Genomic DNA, 17,427 nt, shown 5'->3' with positions numbered 1-17,427 from the left:
TCACGGTAAGTCGGACACGCGGTGACAGGCAAGGAACGTTCAGGCAGGCAACGAGTCGGCGGTCGGCGCGGTGCTGATCCGATCCGGGTGCGTGTAGACGTTCATCGTCTCGCCGCGCAAGAAACCGGCCAGGGTGAGGCCCGCTTCGGCGGCGAGATCGACCGCGAGTGAACTGGGCGCCGAGACGGCGCCGAGCATCGGAATGCCCGCCATCACCGCCTTCTGTACCAGTTCGAACGAGGCGCGCCCGCTCACGATCAGCACCAGATCCCGTGCGGGGATCAGGTTTTGCCGCAGCGCCCAGCCGATCACCTTGTCCACGGCGTTGTGCCTGCCGATGTCCTCGCGCACCGCGAGCACCTCGCCGTCGGCGGTGAACAAGCCGGCCCCGTGCAGGCCGCCGGTCGCCTCGAACAGGGTTTGCTTGCCGCGCAACGTATCCGGCATGCCGGCGAGCACCGGGGTGTCCACCACCGGCCCGCCGCCCGCGATCGGGAACCGGGTGCGGGTCCGCACCTCGTCGAGTGCGGTTTTGCCGCACAGCCCGCAGGCGCCGGTGGTCATGAAATTGCGGGGCCGCACCTGCACCGGGTTGCGTAGCGTGAGGTCGAGGACGTTGTAGGTGTTGCGGCCGTCCTCGTCGGCGCCCGCGCAGTAGCGGGCCGCCATGATCTCCTCGGCGGCGCCGATCATGGCCTCGCTCAAGAGAAATCCGTGCACCAAGTCGACGTCGTTGCCCGGCGTGCGCATGGTGACGGTCAGTGACTGACCGCCGATCCGGATCTCCAGCGGCTCTTCGACGGCCAGGGTGTCGGGGCGCTGGATCTCACCCTGCGGCGAGATCCTGCGCATTCTGCGGCGGGCGGTGACTCTACTCATGGGAGGCTCGTTGCAGTCTGATGGTGACGGACTTGGACACAGGGGTATTCGAGCGGGCCGCGACATGGTCAAGCGGGACAAGGGGATTGGTCTCGGGGTAGTAGGCCGCCGCGTTGCCGCGTGGGGTCGGGTAGCCGATGAGCCGGAAACCCTCGACGCTGCGCTCGGTACCGTCGGTCCACTCCGAGATCACGTCGACGAGATCGTTTTCCGCGAAGCCGAGTTCGGTGATGTCGTCGGGATGCACCAGCACCACCTTGCGGCCGCCGTGCACGCCGCGGTAACGGTCGTCCAGGCCGTAGATGGTGGTGTTGTACTGGTCGTGGCTGCGCAGCGTCTGCAGGATCAGCCTGCCCGCCGGGACCGGGGTCCAGTGCAGCTCGTTCACCGCGAAGTTGGCTTTGCCGGTGCTGGTGCGGAATTCGCGGCTGTCGCGCGGCGGATGCGGCAGGACGAAACCGTTGCGGGCCCGCACCCTGGTGTTGTAGTCCGCGCAGCCGGGCACTACCCGGGAGATCGCGTCGCGGATGGTGTCGTAGTCGCGCCGGAAGGTGGCCCACGGGACCGGGTGATCGGCGCCGAACAGGGTCAGCGCGAGATCGCAGACGATCGCGACCTCGCTGCGTAGGTACTTGCTCACCGGGTCGAGCCGACCGGTGGACAGGTGCACCATCGACATCGAATCCTCCACCGAAACCTGCTGTTTCACGCCGTCGCGCAGGTCCTTGTCGGTGCGGCCGAGGGTGGGCAGGATGAGCGCGGTGCTGCCGTGTACGACATGGCTGCGGTTGAGTTTCGTGGAAACCTGCACGGTCAGTGCGCACGTGCGCAGCGCCGCCTCGGTCACCTCGGTGTCGGGGGTGGCCGAGACGAAATTGCCGCCCATCCCGAAGAACACCGACGCCCGGCCGTCGCGCATCGCGCGGATGGCATCGACCGTGTCGAAGCCGTGCTTGCGCGGGCTGACAATGCCGAATTCCTGGTCAAGCGCGGCGAGGAACGGCTCGGGCATCTTCTCCCAGATGCCCATGGTGCGGTCGCCCTGCACGTTCGAATGCCCGCGCACCGGACAGACACCAGCGCCAGGCTTGCCGATCATGCCGCGCAACAGCAGCAGGTTCGTCGCCTCCTCGATGGTGGCGACACCGTGCACCTGCTGGGTAAGGCCCATGGCCCAGCAGATGATGATGTTCTTCGACTCGGTCATCCGCCGTGCGGTGCGCTCGAGTTCGGCCATGGTCAGGCCGGTCGCCTCCAGCACCGTGTCGAAATCGACTGCGCGCACCTGCTTTTCGTACTCGGCGAAACCGGCGCAGTGTGCGTCGACGAACTCGCGGTCCACCACGGTGCCCGGCGCGCGATCCTCCGCCTCGAACAGCAGTCTGCCGAGTGCCTGGAACAACGCCATGTCGCCGCCGAGCCGGATCTGCAGGAAATCGTCGGCGATGGACACGCCGCTGGTGAAACCCTTGACCGTCTGCGGATCGCGGAAGCCGAGCAGGCCGGTCTCGGGCAGCGGGTTGATCGCGACGATCTTGGCGCCCTGTTCCTTGGCATTCGCCAGCGCGCTCAGCATCCGCGGATGGTTGGTGCCAGGGTTCTGGCCCGCGACGATGATCAGGTCCGCGGCCGCGAAATCGTCGATCGAGACCGAACCCTTGCCGATGCCGATCGAGCTGACCAGGGCGGCGCCCGAGGATTCGTGGCACATGTTCGAACAGTCGGGCAGGTTGTTGGTGCCGAACGCGCGGACGAGCAGCTGGTAGAGGAAGGCGGTCTCGTTGCTGGTGCGACCGGATGTGTAGAAGACGGCCTCGTCGGGAGAAGCCAACGCGCCCAAATGATCCGCGACCAGTCGGTACGCGTCGTCCCATGCGATAGGGGTGTAGTGGGTGGCGCCGGGACGCAACACCATCGGATGCGTCAACCTGCCCTGCTGGCCGAGCCAATACCCCGACTTGCCCGCCAGCTCGTCGACCGAGTGCGCGGCGAAGAACTCCGGGGTGACCGTGCGCAGCGTCGCCTCCTCGGCGACCGCCTTCGCGCCGTTCTCACAGAACTCGGCCGGGCGGCGATGCCCGGTCGGCTCCGGCCACGCGCAACCGGGGCAGTCGAAGCCGTGCACCTGATTCACCCTGGCCAGGGTGCGGGCCGTCCGGATCACGCCCATCTCGCCGACCGCGCGCGTCAACGACACCGCCACCGCGGTAACCCCGGCGGCCTGCTCCTTCGGCGCGGTCACGGATAGCGCGGACTCGTCGATGTCCTGGGTCGGCCCGTTACGGTGCATGGCTTTTATTGTCCTCTTTCGCGGTGTCTGAGTCGGGTGGTGGACCAGCTACTTCGATGGTATGCACTCGGGACGCCACGGGTGCGGAACATGCGCGCTGCTCCACGCCGACCCTAACGGTCGGCGCGTCGCGAGGGCGGATCGACGGATCGGGTGCGCCGCGGCGCACGAGCGGACATGTGCGCCACGCCGTCGACGGTCGCGGCACCCCGCGCGAGCGTTGCCTTGCTGGGTAATTGCCAGAAGCGGGCAAGCCGGAGTTGGCTCCACGCTGGCGCACAGAGCATTACGATGCAAGGGATCGCACGCCTAGCAAGGGCACAGCCGATGGGGACGCTCGCACCAGCTACGAAGCGTGCCGACGCAGCGCGCCGGCAGGTGATGTCTCGCCGCGTGAATCGCCTGTCCACCGCCGCGCTCGGAATCCTCTATGTGGTTGCGGTGATTGCCTTTTCGCCACAATCCAGCTCGGGTGGACCGACCTCGGCGCCGCCGACGCCACCCCCGGTTACACAGGCGCAGCCCTCCGGCATACCGAGCGATGGTGTTGCGCCCGAGGGGCCCGTGCCTACGCCTTCGCAAGAGGTTGCGCCCGAAGGGCTCGTGTCTGCGCCTGTGCAAGAGGTTGTTCCCGACGGCCCCGCGCCGCCTACACACGAGGACGCGGCGATCCGCGACGAACGGGCGCCGCTTCCTCCGCCGGCTGCGGAGGCGGCACCGCCAGTGCCATTACCGGATGTCGTCGAGTCGGCAGCGGGCGCGGGGGCCGCGGATCGGCCGGTGTCGCCGGTTCCTGTGCGGCAGCCGACGAGTCCGTCGCCTCCGCCGCCGCAGGACGGTGGTGGGACGCGGGACGGGCCGGTGTCGCCTGCTCCGCAGCAACCGGCGCCTCCGCCGCCACAGGACGGCGGTGGGACCAGGGACGGGCCCGTATCGCCTGTTCCCGCGCAGCCGCCGCCACCTGTTCCGTCGGACAATGGCTCACGGGATGTGCCTGCGCCGCAAGACCAAACGCTCGGCCCGACCATTCCCTTGCCGCCGCTGCCCAGACTGCCTGATCCGTGTGGCTGGTCGGATGGGCCGACCTGTCCGACGACTCCGCCGACGACGACTCCGCCGACGTCCACCGAACCGCCCGTCACCTCGGTACCGACGACACCGCAGCGGCCGACGGAAGTGCCGACGACGCCCCCGCCGGTCGTGACCCCGCCGCCTCCGCCACCACCGAACAGGCCGGATGTCGTTGTGCCGCCGCGGACCCCGGTGGTGTTGCCCTCAGCTCCCGCGCCGCCGCAGGCGCCACCTGAATTACGGCCCGCCGCATTGGATCTCATGCCATCGGCGGTCAGTCCCGGCGCCGGCGTCACGGCCACCGGCCACGGTTGCGATCCGCAGGCACCGGTACAGATCGCCATCGGGAACGTCGCGCTCGGCAAGACCACAGCCGGAGCGGACGGCGCGTTCGAGGTGCCCTTGGCCACCGGCGCCGTCGACGTCGGCAGGCACGAGGTGCAGGCCAAGTGCGGCCGGACCTTGGTTGCGCCGCTGGATGTGGTGCTCGTCGGCAGCATCGGGGCAGGCACCTCGACGCTGACCGTGATTCTGTTCTTCCTCGTGCTCGGCAGCTGGTATTACGGCCACCGCCTCGTCTCGCATCTACCAGCGCGGAGGGGCGAATGACAGCTCGAGCCAACGGTATCGGGCACGCTGTCTGGCCGGTGCTGCTGTTACTGGTGCTCCTGTGGACGGCGGCGCAGGCGGGCGCTCGACCTGACGGCGTGGACATGACCGCGAACATCGATGGGCGAGATGTCGCGACTGCGTCCGGGCAACAGCCGATGCGGCTCGAGCCGGGCAGCACCGTGCAGATCGCGATCGCGTTGACCAACAACACCGGTGCACCGCTGCAGATCCGGCAGGTCGAGCTCGCCGGGCATGTGCTCGGGCTGAGCTTCTTCTCCTACTCCACCGCGGTCGAATTGACCATTGCCCCAGGGAAATCCGAGTCGCTGCGGTATCGGCTCGAGCTGCGCGGGCTGGCGGGGCAGGCGACCGGGCTCATCGGCGGCGAGCTCGCGGTCTACGGTGCGAGCGGTGCGGCGGTGGCCGCGATTCCGATGGTGACCGACGTGCGCGGTTCGCTGTGGTCGGTGTACGGATTGTTCGGCATCGCGTTGTTCGTGCTCACCGCCCTCGCCTTCGCGGATGCTGCGGTAGCCGTTGCCAGGCACCGGCTTTCGGCGAATCGGTGGCAGCGCGGGCTGCGGATGCTCGCACCGGGGCTCGGCATCGGGCTGGTGTTCGCGTTCACCGCGTCGGTGGCGCGATGGTGGGTGCCGGACACCGGACTGTGGTTGGCGTTCGCCGGTGTCGCCGCCGCCGTGTCCTTCCTCCTCGGGTATGCGTCGCCGACACCGGAACCGGACGAGGACGACCTCGACGACGACGCCGACCCGGACGACATCGAGTCGGCCGACACCTACCGGTTCCCGGCCGGAGGGCCGACACCGTGACCGAGCAGGGCGAGCGCGTGCGGGCGGCGTTGCCCGCCTACGACATCGGCGCCGAAGTCGGCAGGGGCGGCTGCGGAGTGGTGCTGGCAGGCACCCACCGCCGCCTGCGCAGACCGGTCGCCATCAAGCAGATTCCACCGCAATTCGCCAACGACGACCAGGTTCGCCGCCGGTTCATCGCCGAGGCTCAGGTGCTTGCGGCGATCGATCATCCGCACGTCGTGCGGGTTTTCGACTACTTGGAGCACGGCGATCTGTGCCTGCTGGTGATGGAATACCTGCCTGGCGGCACGGTCGGCGAGCGATTCGCCACGGACGGTTACGATTCCGCGACCGCCGTCGCCATCGCCCTCGCGTGCGCGGCCGGACTGGAAGCCGCGCACCGGCATCACATCCTGCACCGCGACGTGAAGCCGGCGAACCTGATGTTCGCTGCGGGCGGCGCGATCAAGCTCACCGACTTCGGAATCGCCAAGATCGTCGGCGGCGACGAGACCTTGATGACCAAAGCGGGGGACATCATCGGCACCCCCTCCTACATTGCACCGGAACAGGCTCGCGGCCAACAACTGTCCCCCGCCACCGACGTCTACGCGTTGGCGACCATGCTGTACCAACTGCTTTCGGGTGTGCTGCCGTTCCCGCCCGGCGACGGCCCGCTCGCCATGCTGTTCGCACATGCCTTCGACGATCCGATACCGCTCACCGAAGTCGCCCCCAACATCCCGGAACCCATTGCCGCAGTGGTCATGCGCGGCCTGGCCACCAACCCGGACCACCGTTTTCCCACCGCGGAAGCCTTCGGTATCGCGCTGGCTCAACCAGCCGCGCACTGCTGGGGGCAGAACTGGCTACCGCCCGTAGGCATCCCAGTCATAGGCGCCGACACGATCGTCGCGGCCGCCACCGGCGCGACGCCCAGTCGTCACGCTCCGCATCCCAGCTATACCCCGCAGCCCGGCCGCGTCGTTCACCCTGGTCGCCCGGTGCACCCTGGCTCCAGCTCCGTGTCCGGCCCAACCCCGCAGCCTGGCCCTCTCTTCCAGACCGCCCCCACTCCGCAGCCTGGTCCTCCCTTCCACGCCGCGCCCACCTTTCCCGATGCCGGAACCCGCCCGCCCCCAAGCGATCTGCTCCCGCCCGCCGCATACCAAACCCCGCCTCCGTTCCGTCCGGTGCAACCAGGCCCACCCAGAGAGCAAGGCCATCGACCTCCCCCTGCCGACGAGACTGTGACCTTTCCACCAGGGCCGGCGCAGGATGTGACTCCGGCCAAGCCAGTTGTCCCAAGACCGCCGGGGGACGAAACATCGTCGGCTACCGAAGTATTCGGCCCGCCGAGACCGACAGAGCCGCCAGCTCTTCGCAAACCGCCGGAGAGTTCGGGATCGTCGCCGTCCAGCGCGCCTGATCGGTCGCCTGAGGAGGCGAGTCCACCATTCGATGCCGCCCCGCCGACGACGCAGTGGGGTCCGGCTGGACCTGCGCCGGAGGGCCAGGCAACTCCTCCTCCGTTCGGGCCTGCTCTTCCGAGCGTGCCGCCGTCCGCCACCGGAAGGACGTCGACCGGGCCGTCCCGACCTTCGGCCGTGGTCCCGCCTGGTTCGCGGATGGCTCCGCCGACCGCTCCACCGGGCGAGGGGATTTCGCCTGCGCCAACGGGCACAGAAGGGCCGGTCGAGGGGAGTCCGCCGCTGTTCGGACCTGCGCTGCCGAGTGTGCCGTGGTCTGCGCCCGGTCCGCCGTCGTCTTCGACTGGGGCACAGCGACCTTCGGACGCGACGCGGCCACCCGCCAGCGGGACGGCTCCGCCGACCGTGCAGTGGTATCCAGGCGGTGGGCAACCGCCTGCCAGCCGTATGGCGCCTGGGCCTCGACCGTCAGGGGCCGTTCCGTCGGCCGGAACCGGTCCACCGACGTCCTCTCGGACCCGTGGTCAGGGCGCACCGCCATTTCACCCCGCGGTGACGCGGGTGCGACCACGGCAGGTGATCGCGGAGCACGGGGCGCTGCTGGTCGAGATCGATCGGCGGGATCTGGTGCCGATCCAGGAGGTCGTCAGCTTCTCCTCTGCGAAGGTGCCGTTCGCGCTCGCTGCGGTGCTTGCGGTGGCTGCGGTGCTGCTCGCCGTCGTCGGGGTCGGTGGATCGACGATCAGCGGCGATCTGGCGCCGGGCACGGTCACCCTCGGCGGTGTCGACCCAGCAACGACGCCCATTGAGATCGATCTGACGAAGCCGATTCCGTTGCGGGCCGACGGGGTCGACGCGCAAGCCGCTTCGCTGCGGGTGACCGTGCTCGGCGTGCCGCTCGGCGGTGAGATCGTCCCGTTCGTGCCAGGCGATCAAAGCGCGGTGCTCCCGGCGCCCGTCAACCAGTACGTCATGGCAGGCACGCTGACCGGTGAACTCGTCCTGCTGCGCAACGGCACCGCCGTCCACACTCAACGGGTCGAACTGCGCGCCGTCCAGCGCCCGACCACCACCGCGACCACGGCGGGTATCGCGCTGCTCGCCCTCTTCGCGGCGTCCTACCTCGAATCGAACATGCGCCGCTTACGCAGGGGCCGTGGTGGTTTCGCCAACACCATCGGCCTCGCCATCAGCGCTGCCCTGCTCTCCGTCGCCGTTGTCGGAGCCGTCTGGATTCTGCTCGCCCGCCCACCCACCGTGACCACCACCGCCGCATCCGCCGTTCTCGCCGCGTCCGCCGGCGTGGCCGCAGCCCTCGGAGCCCGCCGAATCGGCAAGCGCCGCCGGTACATTCGCCGCGCCCGCCGCCGCTCCTGACACCCTCGATGCCCGCGACCGCTGCGGTACTGAGTCTGCTGCTGTGATGTCGAGTCCGCGGCCACGATGCTGAGTCCGCTGCGGTGCCGAGATCGCCGCTGCGGTGCGGAGATCGCCGCTGCCATCGCACTCGCCGCCGTTCGTCATGGGTTGTTCCGCGCGCAGCCGAATTCATCACTGCGCGCAGGGCGGGCGCTTCCTGCGGTCAGGAGGTTGGGTGGTCTTCGGGGCGGTAGGTGAGGATTCGTTCGCTGATGCGGACGCTCCAGCCGGGGAGGAGTTCGGTTGGGGCCGTGCTTATCCGGGTCCACTGGTCGGTGCCTGGCGGGGCGATGAAGGTGCCGGAGGTGTCTGTTGCGTCGCGGACGAAGACCTTGCCTCGGTCGACGGAGACGTAAGCGTGGACGCGGGAGACGTGCCGGTCCCGTTGGATCACGATCGGGGCGGCGGTGGCAGTGCGGACCGAGTCGTCGGCTTGGGGTCCACGGCCGATGACGTAGGGGCGGTCGAGCGGGTAGGCGGTGCCGTTCTCGAGGATCAGGGTGCCGATCGTTTTGTGCAGCGGTGCCGTGGTCGGCCGCAGCACGCGAACGCTGCGATCTGCCGAGGCCTTGTGCAGCGCAACGGTTTCGGGTCGGTCGATGGGTGGCGGCCAAGCGTTCGCGGGGGAACGGTTGCCGACCGGCGGCCGCGGACGCGCCAGCGGTCTCGACGGTTCGGCGCGCTTGGCGTTGCGCCCGCGCACCGGCGCGGCGGCGGTGGATACGGATGCGGCTGTCGATGATGCGGTTGCCGAAGGGGACTGGTCCCCGGAAGTCGATGCTGCAGCGGTCTGCCCGGTCGACGACGAGGCGACCGCGGGCGAACCAGCGGATCCCCCGTCGACTGCCGCCTCGGCACCGGTCGGTTCGGGCATTGCGGTAAACCCGGAGGCGGCCGTGGCATCAGGCTCGGGCGCGGACGACGGCGTCGAGGGCCGGGCCGCAACGGCACCCTTGCCCCCTTTGCTCGCCCGGCGCAGCGCCACCTGCAGCACGAATCCACCGCCGGGAACCACGCCGGCGCGCAGATCGGTGCGCGGCGCCGCCGTCAGCGCACCCGCACCGTCCGAACCGACGGTGATCCGCCGCAGCGGTTCCCGCACGATCTCATCGACCCAGGTGAACGCCCGCGCCCCGGCCAACCTTCTGGTGCCCTCGGCGCCGTTGATCTCGGCGAATACCGGGCCGCGCAACAGGATCAGCGTGCCGTCGGCGGTAGGCGCCACCAGGCCGAACGGTGGCACATCGGAGGTGCTGCCGAAAACGACGGCGGCCAACCGCTGAGCCAGCGCGGCACCGGGATGTTCGGTATCCGCGACGGCCTCGATCGTGCCGAGTATCCGGTCAGTTGCCGTGGTTTCAGCACTCAGATACACGACAACGCCACCGAAGCGCGCGATCAGGCCGTGGCCTGGCGCGATACCAACTGTGGGTGACTTGCTACGCACCCGCGCCCTCCTTCCTGGCGCAGTACCGACATTCGCAGCCAGCATAGAGCGTGCACCTGAGCCGGTTCGGTGCGTCGAACGGTACGGGCGCGGGCTCGGATGCCGCGCCGTGCCTGCTGAGCAGACCGGAACTCGGATCGAATTCGCCAGCGCCGCCGGGTTTCTGGTCTCGGCGGCAGCATCGCGAATGCCGAGGGGAGGAGCGGGCACAACCGACTTCGATTTATGCGCCATGCCGCATAAATGTGGTGACCGTCTCGGCCGCAACATGTTCCGGCGCGGGCGAATACATCGGCTTCAGTCGGTGAAGGCCGCGACGTTCTCCTCGACCCAGGAGGTGAAGGTGCGGCCCTTGCGTCCGGTGATGGCGGCGACGGTGTCGGTGATCGGTGCAGGGATGCCGTCGGTGCGTCGCCAATAGTCGAGCAGTCCGTCGGCGATCTCGGCGGGCATGTGCGCGCCCACCTGCTGTTTCCATGCCTCGGGCTGGACATGGTCGATGGTGACGGGACGTCCGGTCACCTCGGCGATGCACTCGAGTTGCGCGCGGAAGGTGAAGGTCTCGGGGCCGGTCAAGCTGTGCTGGGTGCCGCGGTGTTCGTTCTTGGTGAGCAGGGCGTGGGCGACCTCGGCGATGTCGCGCTCGTGGATCGGGTCTGTGTAGGCGTCCGGATAGGGAAGGCTGATGGGGTTGCCTGCTTTGATCGGTCCCGCCCAGGAACGGGCGTTGCCCGCGAAGGCGCCGGGACGCAGCACGCTGGTGGTCATCGGCGCGGCGGCGAGGCCGAGCTCGGCGTCCAAGTGTGCCTTGCCGATCGGGTTGGCCGCGGCGTCCGCGCCGAGCACCGACGCCGACGACAGCAGCACGATGTGATCGACACCGGCTTCGGTTGCGGCGGTGACGAATTCGGCGATCGTCGTGCCCTCGGCGTACAGGAACACCGACGTGACGCCTGCAAGTGCGGTAGGGAACGTGGCGGGGTCGGTGAGGTCGCAGGCAACAGCCGCCACGCCACTGGACGTCTGGAGCTGTTCGGGCTGACGTGAGCCGACGCGCACGGCGAGACCGTCGCTCTGCAGCATGGCCGACAGTTCGGTAGCGACCGCGCCGCGGCCACCGGTGATGAGAATCATGGGAGTCCTTGGGGGAGAACTGAATCGATGCGGGATGGGCCACTGTCGACGCAGTGGTGTGATCCCGAACAAGGTCCGTCACGAACGTTGTTCGGTACGCTCAGAGTAGAGACCGAACGACGTTCGTGTCAAACGTCGTTCGTTTGGACGGTATGCTCACGCCATGAGCGATGCGCCCGTCAGTCGTCGAGCCCGCCCGGCCAAGGCGCCACTGAGCCGCGAGGTGATCATCGAAACCGGCCTGCGCATCCTCGATCAGGAGGGCCTGGCCGCGCTGACCATGCGCCGGGTCGCGCAGGATCTCGACACCGGCGCGGCCTCGCTCTACGTCTACGTCGCGAACCGCGACGACCTGATGGCCGCGATGCTCGACCATGTGCTCGGCACCGTTCCGGCGCCGAGCGGCGGCAGCTGGCGCGATCGGCTGAGCGAGCTGGTCAACGCGGCCGTCGCCGCGATGGCACGGCACGAGGGCGTTGCGCTCGTCGCGCTCGGTGCGATCCCGACCGGGACGAACGCGCTCGTGCTCGTCGACAGGATGCTCGCGCTGCTCGCCGAGGCCGGGGTCGCGGAACAGGCCAACTCGTGGGGCGTCGACCTGCTGTTCCTCTACATCACCGCCGCGGCCGCCGAGCAGAGCGCGTACAACACCAAAGGGATGCGCGCCGAGACCCATATCGCCGAGGTGTCGAAGCGGTACGCCGAGTTGCCTCCCGACCGCTACCCGATGGTCGTTTCGATGCGCGAGTCCTTGGTGTCGGGTGACGGGGATGCGCGGGCGCAATGGGCGCTTCGTGTGCTCATCGACGGCATTCTCGCCACACCGGCCCCGTGAATCAGCGATGATGCGAGGAGTGTCCGTGATTCGCTCGGCGACTGAGGCCGATCTGCCCGTACTGCAGGATATCGAGACGGCGGCGGGAAAACCCTTCGCGGATATCGGGATGACGGCGGTGGCCGAGGACGAGCCGCCGACGCTGGACACGCTGCGCGAATTCCAGCGCGCCGGACGCGCGTGGGTATGGGTCGACGAGGTGGATCAACCCATCGGCTACCTGGTTCTCGGGGTGGTTGATCGCATCGCACACATCGATCAGGTGTCCGTCCGTCCCGATCGCCGTGGCGAACGGATCGGCAAACGCCTGATCGACCACGCCGTGCGATGGGCGAAAGCGCAAGGCATGCAGGCGATCACGTTGACCACCTTCACCGAGGTCGTCTGGAACGGGCCCTATTACGAGCGCATCGGTTTCCGCTACCTGACCGACGAGGAACAGACTCCTGGCCTGGCCGCGATCCGCGCCGCCGAAGCCGCGCACGGCCTGGACGAATGGCCGCGCGCCTCGATGCGCGCCGATCTCGACTCTTGGTCCTTCGAAACGACCGTCTGAGCGCGGACCGAAAGTCGTTGCGGGACGGGTGCTCCGGTCACTAGATGACCGGCGCCAACGCGACGACGGCCGCAGGGGTGGCCGCGAGCCGATCCTCGGCGACCAACCCGATCCGGGTCCGCCGGTCGAGCAGATCGTCGGCGTCGAGCGCTGCTTCGTGCGTGACGGCGAAGTGGAATTCCGCTGCGGTGACGTCGATCCCTGGCGTCACCGGCAGCGCGAGCGCCGGATTGTCTTGGGCCGCGGCCAGAACCGCGGTGGCTTCGCTTCCGTAGCGATCGATCAGCACCGGCGACGCGTCGATGCGATCCCGTGCCGCACCGGATACCGCGCCGACCAGTGGTAGTCGTTTGGTGCGGCACGGGCCCGCGAGGAAGCCGACGCCGGACACCACGGCATCGACCGCGTCCTCGGCCATCTGGCGGTAGGTGGTGAGCTTGCCGCCGACAACGGTGATCACGCCGCTCGGCGAGCGCAGCACCGCGTGCTTGCGGGAGATGTCGGCGGTGCTGTCGTCCTCGGTCTTCAGCAACGGCCGCAACCCGGCGTAACTGCCGCGAATATCCGCGCGGGTCAACGGCTCTCGCAGGGCGGTGTTGATGGTGTCGAGCAGAAAATCGATCTCTTCCTCGGACGGTTTCGGCTCGTCCGGCACCGGGCCGGGGGCGTCCTCGTCGGTCAGGCCGACGTACACCCGCCCGTGCGCGGCGGGGAACGCGAAGACGAAGCGGCTGGTGCTCCCCGGCACCGGGACGGTCAGCGACGCGCTGAGGCCGCCGAACGATGCTGCGGCGAACACCAAGTGGGTGCCGCGGCTCGGCCGCAACTCGATGCTCGGATCGACCTCGTCGGCCCATACGCCGGTGGCGTTGACCACGGAGTTGGCACGGACGGCCAGCGTCTCGCCGGTCAGTGTGTCTCGCAGCGTCGCCGAATTGCCTGTCACATCACGAGCTTCCACTCGGGTCAGGACCGTCGCGCCGTGTGCGGCCGCGGTGCGTGCCAGGGCGACCACCAGCCGCGCATCGTCGACCAGTTGTCCGTCCCACGACTGCAATCCGCCCCGTAGACCGTCGCGGCGCACCGTCGGCGCGAGCCGCAACGCTTCGGCCGCCGCGACCCGGCGGGACCGCGGCAGGATCGAGGCGGGCGTGCCCGCGGCCCGGCGCAGCGCGTCGCCCGCGAGAAACCCGGCCCGCACCAGCGTGCTCTGCGCGGCGCCGATACTCGGCAGCAACGGCACGAGCTGGGGGAGCGGGCGCACCAGATGCGGTGCGGTGGTGCGAATCAAAACCCCACGCTCGACCGCGCTTTCGTGCGCGATGCCGACCTGTCCGCTGGCCAGATACCGCAGCCCGCCGTGCACCAGCTTCGAACTCCACCGGCTGGTGCCGAACGCCAGATCGTGCCGCTCCACCAGCACCGTCCGCAACCCGCGCGCGGCCGCGTCCAGCGCGACGCCGCAGCCGGTGACGCCACCGCCGATGACGAGCAGGTCGATCCGCGTCTCGTCACCGAGCTGCCGCAGTTCCCTGGTGCGGCGCTCGGCGTTCAATGCCGAATCGCCGGGGACGGCCGAATTGCTGGTCATCGCACTACCTTTCCGATATCTGTGGCACAGCAGGTGGTTGGCGTCGAATGCGCGCTCATCGCGCGCTGCCTGGCACGAGGTAGCCGTCTATCGCGTTGCGCAGCTCGGCATCCAGGTCGGCGCCGGCGAGCAGGGGCGCGACCGTGCCCGCCGACTGCACCGCGGACTGGGCGATCAGCAGGAGCATGGTCGCCAACTGCTCCGGCTCGCCGTCGCGGATCGAGCCGTCCTGCTGGCCTGCGCGGATGCCTGCGGCGAACAGGTCGATCAGTGCGCGCTGGTTGCGGCCGAGGCGACCGAAGACGTAGGTGAGCATCAGATCGGTGTCGGTGCGGAAGATCTTGCCGAACAACGGATTCGATCGAACCGTCGCGGCGCCCGCGACGATACCGCCGGTCAACCTGGCACGGCCGGTGCCCTCGGTCGGCATGGTGGCGGCGACGATCGCGCGCAGCTCGCGCACCAGGAGTTCGGCGAGCAGCGCCCCGGTGTCCGGCCAGCGGCGGTAGACGGTCGGCCTGCTGACCCCGGCCCGGCGGGCCACCTCGGTGAGGGTGGTCCGGCGCACGCCGAACTCCTCGACGCAGCGGCGGGCGGCATCGAGGATCGCCAGATCGATGGCCGAAAGCGGCTCGTCCGGAGCGGTCAAGGGCACCTCATAGGTCGGGTAGCGAGTTACTGCTTGACATTCTATGTCAAACTGTAACGCATGGTCGAGACGAACAACTATCCCGCCGAGGCCTCGTCGGAGGCGGCAAATTCGGCTGCCGCCGAGGCCGCAGCAGGTATGGTCTGGGATGCCTGGGGCATCGCCGCCGGACACAAACCGCTGTCCACGCAGATCCGTGGTCTGCTGACGCAGGTGTTCGGGGTGTCGGGCGAGCCCGTGGCACGCCGCGATGAGGGTGACGTGCCGCTGCGCGAGTCGGCGCTGACTCCCGCCCAACACGAGGGGTTGGTCGCGGTGGTCGGCGCCGACCACATCTCGACCGATCATCACGACCGGCTGGTGCACGCGGGCGGCAAGAGCACCCCCGATCTGCTGCGCCGTCGCGACGTGGGCCCGCAGGACGCGCCGGACGCCATCGTTTTCCCCGCCGACCACGAGCAGGTGCTCGCGGTGCTGGCCTACTGCGCCGAGCACACCATCGCGGTCGTGCCGTTCGGCGGCGGCACCAGCGTGGTCGGCGGCGTCGATCCGGTGCGCGGCCGCTTCGCCACCGTGATCGCGGTGGATTTGCGCAGGCTCGACAGCGTGTCGCAGCTCGACCCGATCAGCGGCACCGCCACCCTCGGCGCCGGACTCACCGGCCCGCGCGCGGAACAGCTGCTCCGCGCGCACGGACTCTCGCTCGGCCACTTCCCGCAAAGCTTCGAATTCGCCAGCATCGGCGGCTTCGCGGCCACCCGGTCCTCCGGGCAGGCCTCGGCGGGCTACGGCCGCTTCGACGACATGGTGCAGCGGCTGCAGATCGCCACTCCCACCGGCACATTGGCGCTCGGTCGCGCACCCGCCTCGGCGGCAGGCCCTGACCTCCGCGAGCTGTTCGTCGGCTCGGAGGGCGCGCTCGGCGTGATCACCGAGGTCACCGTGCGCGTCCACCCGGTGCCGGAAACCACTGCGTACCAGGCGTGGTCGTTCCCCGACTTCGAAACCGGTGCTGCCGCATTGCGTTCGGTCGTCCAGGCAGGCGCGGCGCCGACGGTGCTCCGGCTGTCCGATGAGGCCGAGACCGGGATCAACCTGGCCCGCTCCGGTGACATCGGCGGCAGCGCGGTCGCGGGCTGCCTGGCCATCACCACCTTCGAGGGCACGGCCGCGCACGTCGCGTTCCGCAGCGCCGAGGCGGAGGCGATCCTCGCCGGGGCGGGCGGCGCCGCGCTCGGCGAGACGCCGGCCAGGGAGTGGGAGCACGGACGTTTCGGCGCGCCGTACCTGCGCGACGCGCTGCTCGACGTCGGCGTGCTGTGCGAGACCTTGGAAACCGCGACCACCTGGTCGAACCTTGCCGTGCTCAAGGCGGAGGTCACCGAGGCGCTCGCCGACTCGCTCGCCCGACAGGGCACACCGCCGCTGGTCATGTGTCACATCTCGCACACCTATCCGACCGGTGCGTCGTTGTACTTCACCGTCATCGCCAAGCAGCTCGACGATCCGATTGCCCAGTGGCACACGGCGAAACAGGCGGTGGGCGACGCGATCGTGGCGGCGGGCGGCACCATCACCCATCATCACGCGGTCGGCACCGATCATCGGCCGTGGCTGCCCGCCGAGATCGGCGAGCTCGGTGTGCGCGTGTTGCGTGCCGTGAAAGCCGAATTGGACCCTGCGGGCATCCTCAACCCTGGAAAGCTGGTTCCGTGACAGAGGATTCATCCCGATCCGTGCGCGCGGTGACCGTGGTCACCAATCCACTGGCCGGGCTCGGTAAGGGGAATGACGTCGCGGGTGCCGCGCTGGCCCGGCTCCGCGAACGCGGGGCCGAGATCACCGAGGTGCGGGCCGCGTCGGCCGTCGAATCCGTTCGGCAGGTACGGGATTCGATCCAGCGCGGCGGGCAGGACGCCGTGGTCTGCATCGGTGGCGACGGCTTGGTCAACGTGCTTCTCCCCGCGGTCGCGCAGACGGGTGTGCCGCTGGGCATGATCCCCGCTGGCACCGGCAACGACCTGGCCAGAGAACTCGGCATCCCCACCGACGACCCGGCGGCCGCGGCAGACGCGGTACTCGACGGTCGAACGAGGACCATCGACCTCGGCCGGATCGACTCGCCGACACCCGATTCGACGCCGATGTGGTTCGCGACCGTCACGGGCACCGGGTTCGACGCCCGAGTCACACTGCGCGCCAACGCCATGCGCTGGCCGAGGGGTCGACTGCGCTACACACTGGCCGCACTGGCCGAGATCTCCGGCCGCTTCACCGTGCCCTACCGGGTGGAGCTGACCGGCGCGGTCACCGAGGGGCTGACGAACCCCGGCGCGGGCGCGCTGCTGGAGACCGACGCGGTGATGGTCGCGGTCGGCAACACCCGCACCTACGGCGGCGGCATGCTGATCTGCCCCGACGCCGTGCTCGACGACGGTCTGCTCGATCTGACCGTGGTCGGCGCGCTGTCCCGCGGCGAGATGCTGCGCCTGTTGCCCGCCTTGTCGGCGGGTAAGCGGCAGAACCACCCGGAGGTCAAGCAATATCGCGCCGCAGCGATCACGCTCACTGCGCCCGGTGCACCCGCGACCGCCGACGGCGAACCGGCGGGCACGCTACCGATCACCATCACCGCCGTCCCCGGCGCATTGACTGTGCTGGTGCCGTAAGGCCTGTCGCACTGTCCTTTCGGGCCAGGCAAC

General features: G+C 69.4%; 14 protein-coding genes. 8 read left to right on the top strand and 6 right to left on the bottom strand.

Annotated elements, in window-relative coordinates; translation table 11 throughout:
- Positions 1-39: 39 nt before the first annotated feature.
- Both fdhD and ACGFNJ_RS13065 read right to left on the bottom strand, forming a co-directional pair.
- Entirely contained in the window at positions 40-879 is an 840-nt protein-coding gene (gene fdhD / locus ACGFNJ_RS13070) for a formate dehydrogenase accessory sulfurtransferase FdhD (protein WP_393446769.1), read from the bottom strand.
- Positions 872-3,169 (bottom strand): FdhF/YdeP family oxidoreductase, encoded by a 2,298-nt coding sequence (locus ACGFNJ_RS13065; protein WP_393446767.1) that lies wholly within the window; start codon positions 3,167-3,169, stop codon positions 872-874. Before ACGFNJ_RS13065 ends, fdhD begins: the two co-directional genes overlap by 8 nt.
- Positions 3,170-4,230: 1,061 nt before the next feature.
- On the opposite strand from ACGFNJ_RS13065, the gene ACGFNJ_RS13060 reads away from it, so the two are divergent.
- Genes ACGFNJ_RS13060 through ACGFNJ_RS13045 form a run of 4 tightly spaced genes read left to right on the top strand, consistent with a single transcriptional unit; the run spans position 4,231 to position 8,471 of the window.
- Entirely contained in the window at positions 4,231-4,476 is a 246-nt protein-coding gene (locus ACGFNJ_RS13060) for a hypothetical protein (RefSeq protein WP_393446765.1), read from the top strand.
- A 25-nt stretch (positions 4,477-4,501) separates the two neighbouring features.
- A complete protein-coding gene (locus ACGFNJ_RS13055; protein WP_393446763.1) occupies positions 4,502-4,849 on the top strand; it encodes a hypothetical protein in 348 nt (115 codons plus the stop codon).
- Positions 4,846-5,682 carry a hypothetical protein gene (locus tag ACGFNJ_RS13050; RefSeq protein ID WP_393446761.1) on the top strand — a complete coding sequence of 279 codons (837 nt, stop codon included), beginning with the start codon at positions 4,846-4,848 and terminating at the stop codon, positions 5,680-5,682. The genes ACGFNJ_RS13055 and ACGFNJ_RS13050 overlap by 4 nt, the downstream gene beginning before the upstream one ends.
- Positions 5,679-8,471, top strand: coding sequence for a protein kinase (locus tag ACGFNJ_RS13045; RefSeq protein WP_393446759.1), 2,793 nt, complete (start codon positions 5,679-5,681; stop codon positions 8,469-8,471). The genes ACGFNJ_RS13050 and ACGFNJ_RS13045 overlap by 4 nt, the downstream gene beginning before the upstream one ends.
- 205 nt (positions 8,472-8,676) lie before the next feature.
- Here the strand turns inward: ACGFNJ_RS13045 and ACGFNJ_RS13040 are convergent, their stop codons facing one another.
- Positions 8,677-9,960, bottom strand: a complete 1,284-nt coding sequence (locus tag ACGFNJ_RS13040) for an FHA domain-containing protein (RefSeq protein ID WP_393446757.1) — start codon at positions 9,958-9,960, stop codon at positions 8,677-8,679.
- A gap of 297 nt (positions 9,961-10,257) precedes the next feature.
- Complete coding sequence (locus ACGFNJ_RS13035; RefSeq protein ID WP_393446755.1) at positions 10,258-11,094, bottom strand: SDR family oxidoreductase; 837 nt, start codon at positions 11,092-11,094, stop codon at positions 10,258-10,260.
- Between the two features lie 163 nt (positions 11,095-11,257).
- Between ACGFNJ_RS13035 and ACGFNJ_RS13030 the strand changes: the two genes are divergently transcribed.
- Both ACGFNJ_RS13030 and ACGFNJ_RS13025 read left to right on the top strand, forming a co-directional pair.
- On the top strand, positions 11,258-11,929 hold the full coding sequence (locus ACGFNJ_RS13030; RefSeq protein WP_393446753.1) for a TetR/AcrR family transcriptional regulator: 672 nt from the start codon (positions 11,258-11,260) through the stop codon (positions 11,927-11,929).
- 25 nt (positions 11,930-11,954) lie between these two features.
- A complete protein-coding gene (locus ACGFNJ_RS13025) occupies positions 11,955-12,485 on the top strand; it encodes a GNAT family N-acetyltransferase (RefSeq protein WP_393446750.1) in 531 nt (176 codons plus the stop codon).
- Between the two features lie 40 nt (positions 12,486-12,525).
- Here ACGFNJ_RS13025 and ACGFNJ_RS13020 read toward each other — a convergent pair whose 3' ends face one another.
- On the bottom strand, positions 12,526-14,076 hold the full coding sequence (locus ACGFNJ_RS13020) for an FAD-dependent oxidoreductase (protein ID WP_393446748.1): 1,551 nt from the start codon (positions 14,074-14,076) through the stop codon (positions 12,526-12,528).
- A gap of 55 nt (positions 14,077-14,131) precedes the next feature.
- Positions 14,132-14,725, bottom strand: a complete 594-nt coding sequence (locus tag ACGFNJ_RS13015) for a TetR/AcrR family transcriptional regulator (protein ID WP_393446746.1) — start codon at positions 14,723-14,725, stop codon at positions 14,132-14,134.
- Between the two features lie 138 nt (positions 14,726-14,863).
- Here ACGFNJ_RS13015 and ACGFNJ_RS13010 point away from each other — a divergent pair, with 138 nt between their 5' ends.
- Together ACGFNJ_RS13010 and ACGFNJ_RS13005 are read left to right on the top strand one after the other, a co-directional pair.
- Positions 14,864-16,441: an FAD-binding oxidoreductase gene (locus tag ACGFNJ_RS13010; protein WP_393447826.1), complete on the top strand. Its 1,578-nt coding sequence runs from the start codon at positions 14,864-14,866 to the stop codon at positions 16,439-16,441.
- Positions 16,438-17,394, top strand: coding sequence for a diacylglycerol kinase (locus ACGFNJ_RS13005; protein ID WP_393446744.1), 957 nt, complete (start codon positions 16,438-16,440; stop codon positions 17,392-17,394). Before ACGFNJ_RS13010 ends, ACGFNJ_RS13005 begins: the two co-directional genes overlap by 4 nt.
- Positions 17,395-17,427 lie beyond the last annotated feature (33 nt).

The sequence above is a fragment of the Nocardia sp. NPDC049149 genome (assembly GCF_043197455.1).
Classification (GTDB): domain Bacteria; phylum Actinomycetota; class Actinomycetes; order Mycobacteriales; family Mycobacteriaceae; genus Nocardia.
The sequence above is the reverse complement of the archived record's forward strand: the minus strand, read 5'-3'. Positions and strand labels throughout refer to the sequence as shown.